Origin of the sequence: Paraburkholderia atlantica (genome assembly GCF_009362785.1) — a bacterium.
GTDB lineage: Bacteria > Pseudomonadota > Gammaproteobacteria > Burkholderiales > Burkholderiaceae > Paraburkholderia > Paraburkholderia atlantica.
Window position 1 is genome coordinate 269141 of the sequence record NZ_WHNQ01000008.1, and the last position, 12732, is coordinate 281872.

Below are 12732 nucleotides of genomic sequence, written 5' to 3' on the forward strand. Positions count from 1 at the left end.
CTTCAACGGATATCACATGAAGACAGGTCTACAGTTGTCGTCGCTCGTGTTGGCGGTCATGTTTTACGTCAGCGGCAACGCGTTCGCCGCGACCGGTTTCGATCTGAGTCCCGACCAGCACGGCCGCGTCCGTGCCGAACAGGATGCGGCCGCGACGAAGGCGGTGCCCGCCAACTTCCCATTCGTCGCGAAAGACGAGCTGACCGTCGGCATCGTCGTCGCGCATCCGCCGATCAGCACCTATGCAACCGATGCGAAGACCGTGGTCGGCTTCGATCCCGATCTCGCGCAACTCGTCGCGGACAGCCTCGGCCGCAAGCTCAATGTCGTGATCCTCGCGTGGCCGGATTGGCCGCTCGCGCTCGCGTCCGGCAAGGTCGACGCGGTGATTTCGAACGTGACCGTGACCGAGGAGCGCAAGGCGAAGTTCGACTTCTCGACCTACCGGCGCGACGAGGTCGGCTTCTTCGTGAAGACCGATAGCCCGATCAAATCGATCCGCGAACCCAAGGACGTCGCGGGCCTGCGCGTGATTACCGACGCCGGCACGAATCAGGAAAAGATCCTGCTCGAATGGGACAAGCAGAACGTCGCACATGGATTGAAGCCGATCCAGGTGCAGTACTACGACGACGATGCGGTCAAATCGGTGGCGCTGCAATCGGGGCGTGCCGACGCGATCTTCAGCGTCAACGCGGCGCTGCTCTACGACTCGGCCACGCATGGCAAGACGCGCCAGGTGGGCACGGTCAGCGGCGGCTGGCCGCGTACCGCTGAAGTCGCGGTGACGACGCGCCGCGGCAGCGGTCTCGCCGCGCCGGTAACGATCGCGCTGAACGATCTGATCGGCAAAGGCCAGTATCGCGCGGTGCTCGAGCGCTGGAATCTCGGCTCCGAAGCGATCGACAAGGCCGCGACCAATCCGCCGGGATTGCCGAAATCCTGAGTGCGTCAGCGCTTTTGATCTTTCTTCGTCGATCTGCCATCCCATGACCTTTTCGCTATCGCTGCTGGATAAAAGCCCGATTGCCGCCGGTGCGAGCGCGGCCGAGGCGTTGCGCTTCACGGTCTCGCTCGCGAAGCGCGCCGAAGCGCTCGGCTTCAAACGCTTCTGGATCGCCGAGCATCACGGCGCATCCAACCTCGCGAGTTCGGCGCCGGAGATCGTCGTCTCGCACGTACTCGCGCATACGTCGCGGATTCGCGTCGGCTCGGGCGGTGTGATGTTGCAGCACTACAGCCCGTTCAAGGTCGCCGAGACGTTCAGGCTGCTCGCGGCGCTCGCGCCCGGGCGCGTCGATCTCGGCATCGGCAAGGCGCCCGGCGGACTGCCGCAGACCACGCGCGCGCTGCAATGGCTGCACGACAAGAAAAACAAGCCCGGCTTCAACACGCAGCTTGCGCAACTCGATGCGTTTCTCGGCGCGGGCGTCGAACCGGACCATGCGCTCGCCGGTGCGCTCGCGTTTCCGGCTCCGCCGACGCTGCCGGAGCGCATTCTGCTCGGTGGCAGTCCGGATAGCGCGGCGCTTGCGGCAAAGCAGGGCTGGCAGTTCTGCTACGCCGGACACTTCAACGGCGACGAGGCGAACATCGAGCGCACCGTGCAGACCTACCGCGCTGCGAGCGGCCGCGCGCCACTGCTCGCGCTGTACGCGGTCGCCGCGGCGACGCGCGACGAAGCCGAGCGGCTCACCGGGCCGCTGCGCATCTTCAGGCTGCAACTGGCCAGCGGCCAAAGCCTGAATCTGGCGACGGCCGAAGCCGCGGAAGAATACGCGCGCCAGGCGGGCGCGAGCGGCTACACGATCGAAGAGCGCCATCCGCACGTCGTCAAGGGCACGGCCGACGATGTACGCGACCAGCTCGACGCCTTGAGCCGCCGCTACGGCATCGACGAATTCGTCATCGATTCGCCGTTGCAACACTATCCGGCGCGCCTGCGCTCGGTCGAGCTGCTCGGCAGCACGATCGAGCCGGCCTACGCGTGATCTTTCCAACGAACACTCAACGATTGGCGGACTATCCGATGAGCCATCGCAAACTCAATTTCGGCATCATGCTGCAGGGCGCCGGCAGCCATATGAATTCGTGGAAGCATCCGGCCGGGCCCGCCGATGCGAGCGTGAACCTGAACTTCTTCGTCGATACGGTGCGCAAAGCCGAGGCACACGGCATCGCGTTCGCGTTCGTCGCCGATGGTCTGTACATCAACGAGAAATCGATTCCGCACTTTCTGAACCGCTTCGAACCGATCTCGATCCTGTCGGCGCTCGCGACGGTCACGTCGAAGATCGGGCTCGCGGGCACCGTGTCGACGTCGTACAGCGATCCGTTCACCGTTGCGCGCCAGTTCGCTTCGCTCGATCTGATCAGCGGCGGGCGCGCGGGCTGGAACGTCGTCACGACGCCGCTCGAAGGCACCGCGAAGAACTACGGCGGCTCGCATCCCGAACATGCGCTGCGCTACGAGATCGCCGACGAATACCTGAGCGTCGCGCAAGGCCTGTGGGATAGCTGGGACGACGACGCGTTCGTGCGCGACCGTGAGCGTGGTGTGTTCTTCGAGCGGGACAAGCTGCATACGCTCGACCACGAGGGCAAGTTCTTCCAGGTGGCGGGGCCGCTCAATATCCAGCGCTCGGCGCAGGGGCAGCCGGTGATTTTCCAGGCGGGCTCGTCGGACGCCGGCATCGCGCTCGCCGGCAAATATGCGGACGCGGTATTTACGCATTCGGTGTCGATCGAAGAAACGCGCGCATTCGCGCAGCGCGTAAAAGACAGCGCGGTCGAACATGGCAGAAGCCGCGACGACGTGAAGATCTTCCCCGGCATCAGCCCGATCGTCGGCGCGACAGTCGATGAAGCGGAAGCGAAATACCGCGCGATTCGCGAGCTTTTGACGATCGACGAAGCGCTCGCCTATCTCGGCCGCTATTTCGATCATCACGACTTCACGCGGTATCCGCTCGACGAACCGTTCCCCGAGCTAGGGGAGATCGGCCGCAACAGTTTCCGTTCGACCACCGACCGCATCAAGGCGGAAGCGCGCAGGAAGGGCTCGACATTGCGCGAGGTCGCGCTCGAAGTCGCGACGCCGCGCACGCATTTTCTCGGCACGCCCGCGCAAATCGCGGACAAGCTGATCCGTTGGCTCGACGCCGGCGCGGCCGACGGTTTCATCCTCGGCTTCGCGGTGCAAGCGCAGGGGCTCGACGATTTCGTGCGCTACGTGCTACCCGAACTCGAACGACGCGGGCGCTACGAGCGCACGTTGACGGGTTCGACGTTGCGCGATCATCTCGGTTTACCACGCAAGGCGAGCCGCTATGCGGCGGCGGCGGCGGGGTTGGCAGACCCGGCAGACCCGGCCGACACGGCCAACGCGGCTGCCGTGGCCTGAGAGCGCGGAGCAGACGACGATGAACGACACCGCTGAACTCGCGAATCCGCAACTCGCCGCCGCGCACGCCGACGCGTTGCGCGAGCGCGCCGACTATCGCATCGTGCCCGCGAAGAACCGCGCGCGCCTCGCCGGTACCGTGGCGGCCGTGCTACTGATTGGCACCGTGCTCGAATCGGTATTGGGCAATCCGCGCTGGGGCTGGAATGTCTTCGCGGAATGGTTTCTGTCCGAGCCGGTATTGTCCGGGCTCGGCCGCACGCTGCTGTTGACCGCGCTCGGCGCGGCGTTCGGCTTCGCGCTCGGCGTCCCGATCGCGCTCGCGCGCGTGTCGCGTTCGCCGCTGCTCGCGGGCTGCGCGTGGGCGTTCGTGTGGCTGTTTCGCTCGATTCCGCTGATCGTGCTGCTGTTGATCCTGAACAATCTCGGCTATCTGTACGAGACGGTGCATCTAGGCGTGCCTTTCACGAGCCTCGTCGTTCTCGATGTGCCGACCACCGAGCTGATCAGCCCGTTTCTAGCCGCGGTGCTCGGCCTGACGCTCAATCACGCGGCGTTTTCGGCGGAAGTGATTCGCGGCGGCATTCAGTCGGTCGACCACGGTCAGCTCGAAGCGGCCGCCGCGCTCGGCTTGCCGCGCGAGCGCCAGGCCCGGCGCATCGTGCTGCCGCAGGCGATGCGCGCGATCGTGCCGACCGCGTTCAACGATCTGATCGCGCTCGCGAAGGGCTCGTCGATGGTCTATGTGCTCGCGATGCCGGAGCTGTTCTACACGGTGCAGATCATCTATCGACGCAATCTCGAAGTGATTCCGCTGCTGATGGTCGCGACGGTCTGGTATCTGATCATTCTGACCGTGCTGTCGGCGATCCAGGTTTATGTGGAGCGGCATTTCTCGCGCGGCGTGAAGCGTAGCGCGGTGCCGTCCGCTTTCGGCGCGCTGCTGAAAAGCATGGGCATTGCGCGCGGTGGCGACGTTGCGCACGTCGAGCCGTTTGGAGATGCAAAAGACAATGCACGTGCAGGCGCCTCCGCCTCCCTGGATCAACGCTGGGCCGATCAACGCGACGGCGCACGCATCACGATCCAGCAGGTATCGAAGAGCTTCGGCACGCTGAAGGTGCTCGACAACGTGTCGCTGACGATGCGCCCCGGCAGCGTCACCGTGATTCTCGGTCAATCGGGCTCTGGCAAATCGACGCTGCTGCGCACTATCAATCATCTGGAGCGCGTGGACTGTGGCCTGATCGATATCGACGGCGAGCTGATCGGCTATCGACGCGACGGCGATACGCTGTACGAGCTCAAGGAGAAAGAGGTCCTGCGACGCCGCGTCGAGGTCGGCATGGTGTTTCAGAGCTTCAATCTGTTCCCGCATCTGACCGTGCTGGAAAACATCATCGAGGCGCCGGTCGCGTTGGGACGTCTGTCGCGCGCGGAAGCGGAGAGCCTTGCGCTCAGTCTGCTCGCGCGTGTCGGTCTCGAAGCGAAGGCGCATGCGTGGCCGCGTCAGTTGTCGGGAGGGCAGCAGCAGCGCGTGGCGATTGCGCGCGCGCTGGCGCTGAAACCGAAGGTGCTGCTGTTCGACGAGCCGACCTCGGCGCTCGATCCCGAACTCGTCAACGAAGTGCTCGACGTGATCAAGGCGCTCGCGCGTTCCGGCACGACGATGGTGATCGTCACGCACGAGATCGGTTTTGCGCGCGAAGTGGCTGACACGATCGTGTTCATGGATCGCGGACGCGTGATCGAGTCGGGCCCCCCCGCGCAAGTATTGAACGAACCGCGCCATGCGCGCACGCGCGAGTTTCTGTCACGCGTCCTGTGAATGCAGACTGATCCCTCTCAATGACCAATCGACGACAATTCATTCTCACCGGTACGGCGCTCGCCGCGCTGCTTGTGCGCAACGCGCTCGACGTAGCACACGCGGCGCAGGCGCCGCACGGCACGGTGGACCTGAGCCCGGAGCAGCCGGGCCGCATTCGCGTGCCGAAGAATCCGGCAGCGATCGCGGCTATCGGCAACCACTATCGCTTTGCGAACGACGGCAACTTCACGGTCGCGATTTCGCCACACTTGCCGCCGACGGCGACCTATGCGACCGATGCGCGTACCGTCGTCGGCTCAGATGCCGACTATGCGCAACTGATCGCCGATTCGCTTGGATTGAAGCTGAACCTCGTGCCGATCGCATGGGCCGACTGGCCGCTCGGCCTCACCTCGGGCAAGTACGACGCGGTGATCTCGAACGTCGGCGTGACCGAGCAGCGCAAGGAGAAGTTCGATTTCACGACTTACCGGCAAGGTCTGCACGGCTTCTATGTGAAAACCGCGAGTCCGATCAGGAAGATTGCGCAGCCACAGGATATTGCGGGCCTCCGGCTGATTACGACCTCGGGCACGAACCAGGAAAAGATCATCCTCGAATGGAACCGGCAGAACATCGCGAAGGGTTTGAAGCCGGTCGAGTTCCAGTACTTCGACGATGACGCCGCGAGCCGTATCGCGTTGCTGTCGGGCCGCGCCGACGTCGTATTCAACCCGAACGCGCCGCTTGCCTACGATGCGGCCACTACCGGCGCGATCCGCGAGGTGGGTACGCTGAACGCCGGCTGGCCGGCGCGCGCGGATGTGGCGATCGCCACACGCAAGGGCAGCGGCTTGATGGATGCGCTGACGGTCGCGACGAACGGACTGATCGCGAATGGCGTCTATCAGCGGTCGCTCGCGCACTGGGGTATCGAGTCGGAAGCGTTGGCGCGCTCCGAAAGCAATCCGCCGGGTTTGCCGAAGTTCTGATGCGTCGAAGGACATTGCAGCATCGGGTTTATCACTCCAGCAGATAACCGTATCGGATTTGCTTCGTTGGCATTGCTCGCGCGGGCCGGTACATTCGTCGCACTGACCGCGCCGTTCGGCGCCCGCTGATTAGTTTCGACGAAGAGACGCCTGTGACGACTACCGCCGCTGCTTTTACCGCTACCCCGACGCAATCCTTCGAGATTCGCGCGTTCGATGCGCCGCTCGGCGCCGAAGTGCTCGGCCTCGATCTCGGCCAGCCGCTCGGCGACGACGATTTCGCGCGCATCCACCGCGCGCATCTGGACCACCACGTTCTCGTGTTTCGCGACCAGCGCATCACGCCGGAGCAGCAGATCGCGTTCAGCCGCCGCTTCGGTCCGCTGCAGATTCACGTGCTGCATCAGTTTGGCCTGGCAGGTTATCCCGAGGTGCTGGTCGTATCGAACGTGATCGAGAACGGCAAGCCGGTCGGTCTCGGCGACGCCGGCCACTACTGGCACTCCGACCTGTCGTACAAGGAAAAGCCGAGCCTCGGCTCGTTGCTGCACGCGCAGGAGCTGCCGGCCGAAGGCGGCGATACGCTGTTCGCGAACATGCATCTGGCGTGGGATACGTTGCCCGCGCATCTGCGCAGCGCGGTGGAAGGGCGCAGCGCGGAGCACACGTACCTGGCGAAATACGCGGAGCTGCAGAAGCGCAGCCCGTGGCGGCCGAATCTGTCGGCCGAGCAGATCGCGCAGGTGAAGCCGGTCGTGCATCCGATCGTGCGCACGCATCCGGAGACAGGGCGCAAGGCTTTGTTCGTCAGCGAGCACTTCACGACGCGCGTGATCGGTTTGCCGGAAGACGAGAGCCGCGCCTTGCTCGACGAACTGTTCGCGCACAGCGTGCGGCCCGAGCATCTGTATCGGCATCGGTGGGCCGAGCACGACATGGTGTTCTGGGACAACCGCTCGTTGATGCACCTCGCCGCCGGCACGCCCGACCACCTGCGCCGCAAGCTGTATCGCACGACGATCGAGGGCGACGTGCCGCGCTGAGCGACGCTTTCCATCACAACGACACCCATCACACCGTACGCCGACTGGAGTTTCAATGCTGAGCCGATTTCGTCCGACCGCCGCACGGCCGTCGTCTTTCCGCCGTTTGACGGCACTACTGCTGAGTCTGTCGATGGGCGCCGTCGTCAGCGCTCCCGCGCATGCCGAGGGCGAGATTCGCGTGGCCGAGCAGTTCGGTATCGTGTATCTGCTGCTGAACGTGGCGCGGGATCAGCATTTCATCGAAAGCGAAGGGCGCAAGCAGGGCCTCGACATCAAGGTCGATTGGGTCAAGCTGTCGGGCGGCGCGGCGGTCAACGACGCGTTGCTGTCGGGCGCGGTCGATATCGCCGGCGCGGGCGTCGGCCCGCTGCTGACGATCTGGGATCGCACGCACGGCAAGCAGAACGTGAAGGGCGTCGCGTCGCTCGGCAATCTGCCGTACTACCTGGTCAGCAACAATCCCGACGTGAAGACGATCGCGGACTTCACGCAGAAGGACCGCATCGCGCTGCCGGCGGTCAACGTATCGGTGCAATCGCGCGTGCTGCAATACGCGGCCGCGAAGCGCTGGGGCGACAAGGAATACGACCGGCTCGACAAGTACACGCAGGCGTTGCCGCATCCGGACGCGGCCGCGGCGATCATCGCGGGTGGCACTGAAATCACCGGGCATTTCGGCAATCCGCCGTTCCAGGAGCAGGAACTGGCCGGCAATCCGAAGGCGCATATCGTGCTCAATTCGTACGATGTACTGGGCGGCCCGAGTTCGGCGACGGTTCTCTATGCGACCGAAAAATTCCGCCATGACAACCCGAAGACGTATCGCGCGTTCGTCGATGCGCTCGCCGATGCGGCGAAGTACATCAACGCCAATCCGCAGGGCGCGGCCGATATCTATATCCGCACCAATCAGTCGAAGATCGATCGCGAACTGCTCGTGAAAATCATCACGAATCCGCAGGTCCAGTTCAAGATCGTGCCGCAGAACACGCTCGGGCTCGCGCAGTTCATGCATCGCGTCGGCGCAATCAGGAACGAGCCGTCGTCGTGGAAGGACTATTTCTTCGACGATCCGGCGACGGCGGCGGGGAGCTGAGCATGACGTCTCGCGCATTCGTGGCGCTGCGCGGTACGCGGCAACACTCGCCGGTTGAGGCGGTTTACTCGCAGGGAGCGCTTTGATGGTGGCCAATCCCACGCTTCTGTTTCCACACGACGGCGAGCGGAGCGCCGCGGCAACCAGCGGCAAGCTGCTCGCGGTCGAGAACGTGAACCTCGAATACCGCACGCGCGAGCGGATCGTGCGCGCGACTCACGACGTCAGCTTCGACGTCTACGGCGGCGACCGCTTCGTGCTGCTCGGGCCGTCCGGTTGCGGCAAGTCGACATTGCTGAAGGCGGTAGCCGGTTTCATCGAGCCGAGCGCGGGCAGCATTTCACTCGACGGTCAGCGCGTGCGCGGACCGGGCGCCGATCGCATCGTCGTGTTTCAGGAGTTCGATCAGTTGCCGCCGTGGAAAACGGTCGTGCAGAACGTCGCGTTTCCGTTGCGCGTCGCGAAGAAGCTGTCGAAGGCCGAAGCTCATGAACGCTCGCTGCATTACCTCGACAAGGTCGGCCTCGCCGCGTTCGCGGGTGCGTATCCGCACACGTTGTCGGGCGGCATGAAGCAACGCGTCGCGATCGCGCGTGCGCTCGCGATGCAGCCGCGCGTGCTGCTGATGGACGAACCGTTCGCCGCGCTCGACGCGCTGACGCGCCGCAAGATGCAGGAAGAACTGCTGCGGCTATGGGAAGAAGTGAACTTCACGCTGCTGTTCGTCACGCATTCGATCGAAGAGGCGCTGGTGGTCGGCAACCGGATTCTGCTGCTGTCGCCGCATCCGGGCCGCGTGCGCGCCGAACTGAACAGCCATCAATATTCGCAGGACAGCTTCGGCCGCGCCGATTTTCAGCGCAGCGTCGCGCGGATTCATCACCTGCTGTTCGAACAGACGGAGGCCGTGCAATGAGTACGCCTGTCAGGTTGCTGCCGCCGGTGCGCGACGAATACGAACGTCCGCTCGAAGCACCCGGCGATCTCGCGATCGAAGCGCCGTTGCCCGCGGCCGGGCGGATCTTCGCGCACGGCTGGCTGCGCAAGACACTGATCGCGCTCGTGCTGATCGCCGCGTGGGAAATCGCCGCGCGCGTGATCAACAACGATCTGCTGCTGCCGACCTTCGGCGCTACCTTGACCGCGTTCGTGCAAGGCGTGTGGTCCGGCGAACTGCTCGCGAAGACGGCGGTATCGATGTCCGTGCTGCTGCGCGGCTATCTGCTCGGCGCCGGGTTTGCATTCGTGCTGACATCGCTCGCGGTGTCGACGCGCGTGGGCCGCGATCTGCTGTCGATGCTGACCGCGATGTTCAACCCGCTGCCGTCGATCGCGTTGCTGCCGCTCGCGTTGCTGTGGTTCGGACTCGGCACCGGCAGCCTGCTGTTCGTGCTCGTGCATGCGGTGTTATGGCCGCTCGCGCTCAATACCTATTCGGGCTTTCAGTCGGTGCCCGCGACGCTGAAGATGACCGGACGCAATTACGGTCTGACGGGCCTGCGTCATGTGCTGTTGATCCTCGTGCCGGCGGCGCTGCCGTCGATCCTGGCCGGCCTGCGCGTAGGCTGGGCGTTTGCGTGGCGCACGCTGATCGCCGCGGAACTCGTGTTCGGCGCGAGTTCGGGCAGCGGCGGACTCGGCTGGTACATCTTCCAGAATCGCAACGAGCTATACACGGATCGCGTTTTCGCGGGGCTCGCGGCCGTGATCGTGATCGGTCTGCTGGTCGAGCATCTCGTGTTCGATACGCTCGAACGCGTGACCGTGCGGCGCTGGGGCGTGCAGCAGTAACGCGTTCCATCGGAGCGAATTCGCCCTTCCCGGCGTCGGCGCGAGCGCTTGCGGCGCGGTGCGCCTGGTCGTCGGATCGCACCCTGCGTTCGGGTGCAAATATCCGGTTGCGTCCGTCGCTGTCGTGAACTACAAATGTAAGGTTACGCGCTGGCTCGATTTTTGGCGGGCCGGGCTTCCGTTCAGAACCGTTCAGAACGACAGGAGTGCCGTCATGGGAATGCGCCCCGATCCTACCTTTCATGCATCGCCGAAGCTCGCGATGGATGCGCCGGCGGAAGAATACGCGTACACGGTGCTGTTGAGTCCGGATTCGTCGCAGCCCGACGCGCTTGCCGTGATCGACGTGAAGCCCGGTTCGGCGAGCTATAGCCAGGTGGTGCACACGGTGCCGATGCCTAACAAGGGCGACGAATTCCATCACTTCGGCTGGAACGCGTGTTCGTCCGCGTTGTCGCCATTGACGGGCCACGCATTTCTCGAGCGACGCTATCTGATCATTCCGGGCATGCGCTCGTCGCGCATCTATATCGTCGATACGAAACCGCATCCCACCCAGGCGAAGATTCACAAGATCATCGAGCCGGAGGAAATCTTCCGCAAGACCGGCTATTCGCGTCCGCACACCGTGCATTGCGGACCGGAGGGCATCTACGTGAGCACGCTCGGCGGTGGCGGCAAGGACGGCACCGACGGGCCGCCCGGAATCTTCATCATGGATTGCCAAACGTTCGAGGTGCTGGGACGCTGGGAAATCGAGCGCGGCGCGCAGGAAAAGCACTACGACTTCTGGTGGAATCTGCCGCGCGATTACATGGTGTCGACCGAATGGGCGCTGCCGCCGCAATTCGAAAACGGCATCGTGCCTGAAGACCTGCTTTCGAACAAATACGGCCACCGCGTGCACTTCTGGGATCTGCGCGCAAGACGCAACGTGCAGACGCTCGATCTCGGCGCGAACCATCAGATGGCGCTCGAAGTGCGGCCCGCGCACGATCCGAGCCGCGAGTGCGGTTTTATCGGCGTCGTGGTCGACACCACCAATCTGGAAGGATCGATCTGGACCTGGTGGCGCGAAGGCGGCCACTTCCATATCGAAAAGACCGCGACTATTCCGCCGGAGCCCGCGCACGCCGACGAATTGCCGCCGTTGCTGCAAGGTTTCGGCGCGGTGCCGCCGCTCGTCACCGATATCGATCTTTCGATCGACGATAAATTCCTCTATGTCTCGTGCTGGGGTACCGGCGAGATGCGCCAGTACGACGTGACCGAACCGCGCAAGCCGAAATTGACCGGCTCGGTGCGCATCGGTGGGATCGAACGTTGTACGCCGCATCCGAACGGCAAGGCTTTCGCCGGTGGTCCGCAGATGGTCGAGATCAGTCGCGATGGCAAGCGCGTCTACTGGACCAACTCGCTCTATTCGACGTGGGACGACCAGTTCTATCCGGATGGCGTGCCGGGCGTGCAAGTGATGGCGCATGCCGATCCCAATGGCGGTCTCAAGCTCGCCGAAGATTACTTCGTCGAATTTCCCGCCGGCTATCGCGCGCACCAGATCCGTCTCGAAGGCGGCGACTGCTCGACCGATTCTTTCTGCTATCCGTCGGTGGGCGTTTGAGCGGCGCGGTGTCGCCGCAAGCGGCACTGTGGCTCGCCGTCGTCGCGAGCGGCGCATATCACGGAATCAATCCGGCGATGGGGTGGCCGCTCGCGGTGTCGAACGCGCTGATGCAGCGGCGCTCGCAAGCGCTGGTCGTCGCGCTTCTCTATCTCGCGGCCGGGCACGCGCTCGCGATACTGCTGATGATGCTGCCGTTTGCGATGCTCGCGAGCGTGCTCGCCTGGCAGCGTCAGATGCAGATCGGCGCGAGCGTGCTGGTGATCGGCTTCGGTCTGGTGCTGCTGATGCGCCGCCGTCATCCGCGCGTGCTGGCGAGAATTCCGCCGTCGCGGCTCGCGCTGTGGTCGTTCGCGGTGGCGATCGCGCACGGGGCCGGCTTGATGCTGGTGCCGATCTATCTCGGTCTGTGCCGCGCCGACGCAATGGACAGCGCGCACAAAGCCGCCCAGGCGCTGATCGAAACGAGTCTGCGCATGGCGCTGTCGGTCTCCGCGGTGCATGCAGCCACGATGACGGTGGCCGGCGGCGTGCTCGCGTGGCTCGTTTATCGCTACCTCGGGCTCAGGTTCGTGTCGCGCAGCTGGTTCAATCTCGATGCGGTGTGGGCGTCCAGTCTGATTCTGGTGGGGAGCGTGTCGCTGGCGTTGAATGCGACGGCAACGGGCGTTTCCGGGTGATTTTGGCGAGACCGACGAGGTCGCGGGCACAGCGTATGCTGCGCAGTCTCGGTGCAGGAACGCCATTCCGTGCGGGTCCTGATTTTTCCTCTCGTCATTTACACTGGAGAAGATCATGCCGCTGAAGAAAGGTACGTCGAAAGAGACCGTGTCGCACAACATCAAGACCGAGTCGAAGCATGGCAAGCCGCACAAGCAGGCTGTCGCGATCGCATTGAATCAGGCGCGCAAGTCGGGCGCGAAGATTCCGAAGAAGAGCGAGAAATAGGCTGCTGCTTCAGCACGCACGGTCG

The 12732-nt window shown here is 64.2% G+C and carries 12 protein-coding genes; all 12 read left to right on the forward strand.

Annotated elements, in window-relative coordinates; translation table 11 throughout:
- Positions 1–16 precede the first annotated feature (16 nt).
- On the forward strand, positions 17–946 hold the full coding sequence (locus GCT19_RS14855) for an ABC transporter substrate-binding protein (protein ID WP_152852357.1): 930 nt from the start codon (positions 17–19) through the stop codon (positions 944–946).
- A 43-nt stretch (positions 947–989) separates the two neighbouring features.
- On the forward strand, positions 990–1991 hold the full coding sequence (locus tag GCT19_RS14860) for an MsnO8 family LLM class oxidoreductase (RefSeq protein ID WP_018437266.1): 1002 nt from the start codon (positions 990–992) through the stop codon (positions 1989–1991).
- Positions 1992–2029: 38 nt separating this feature from the next.
- Positions 2030–3403, forward strand: coding sequence for an LLM class flavin-dependent oxidoreductase (locus GCT19_RS14865; RefSeq protein ID WP_152852358.1), 1374 nt, complete (start codon positions 2030–2032; stop codon positions 3401–3403).
- 19 nt (positions 3404–3422) lie between these two features.
- A complete protein-coding gene (locus GCT19_RS44620) occupies positions 3423–5231 on the forward strand; it encodes an amino acid ABC transporter permease/ATP-binding protein (RefSeq protein WP_152852359.1) in 1809 nt (602 codons plus the stop codon).
- A gap of 20 nt (positions 5232–5251) precedes the next feature.
- Positions 5252–6205, forward strand: coding sequence for an ABC transporter substrate-binding protein (locus GCT19_RS14875; RefSeq protein WP_018437263.1), 954 nt, complete (start codon positions 5252–5254; stop codon positions 6203–6205).
- Between the two features lie 152 nt (positions 6206–6357).
- Positions 6358–7248 carry a TauD/TfdA dioxygenase family protein gene (locus GCT19_RS14880; RefSeq protein WP_018437262.1) on the forward strand — a complete coding sequence of 297 codons (891 nt, stop codon included), beginning with the start codon at positions 6358–6360 and terminating at the stop codon, positions 7246–7248.
- Positions 7249–7303: 55 nt separating this feature from the next.
- Positions 7304–8347: an ABC transporter substrate-binding protein gene (locus GCT19_RS14885; protein ID WP_013091125.1), complete on the forward strand. Its 1044-nt coding sequence runs from the start codon at positions 7304–7306 to the stop codon at positions 8345–8347.
- Between the two features lie 85 nt (positions 8348–8432).
- The gene (locus tag GCT19_RS14890) at positions 8433–9263 is read left to right on the forward strand and encodes an ABC transporter ATP-binding protein (protein ID WP_018437261.1); all 831 of its coding nucleotides are present in this window, start codon (positions 8433–8435) and stop codon (positions 9261–9263) included.
- A complete protein-coding gene (locus GCT19_RS14895; RefSeq protein WP_026229034.1) occupies positions 9260–10138 on the forward strand; it encodes an ABC transporter permease in 879 nt (292 codons plus the stop codon). Before GCT19_RS14890 ends, GCT19_RS14895 begins: the two co-directional genes overlap by 4 nt.
- Before the next feature lie 214 nt (positions 10139–10352).
- Positions 10353–11759, forward strand: coding sequence for a selenium-binding protein SBP56-related protein (locus tag GCT19_RS14900; protein ID WP_152852363.1), 1407 nt, complete (start codon positions 10353–10355; stop codon positions 11757–11759).
- Between the two features lie 8 nt (positions 11760–11767).
- Positions 11768–12439: a hypothetical protein gene (locus tag GCT19_RS14905; protein ID WP_321576809.1), complete on the forward strand. Its 672-nt coding sequence runs from the start codon at positions 11768–11770 to the stop codon at positions 12437–12439.
- Between the two features lie 115 nt (positions 12440–12554).
- Positions 12555–12707: a DUF6496 domain-containing protein gene (locus GCT19_RS42735; RefSeq protein WP_018437257.1), complete on the forward strand. Its 153-nt coding sequence runs from the start codon at positions 12555–12557 to the stop codon at positions 12705–12707.
- The last annotated feature ends 25 nt before the right edge of the window (positions 12708–12732 follow it).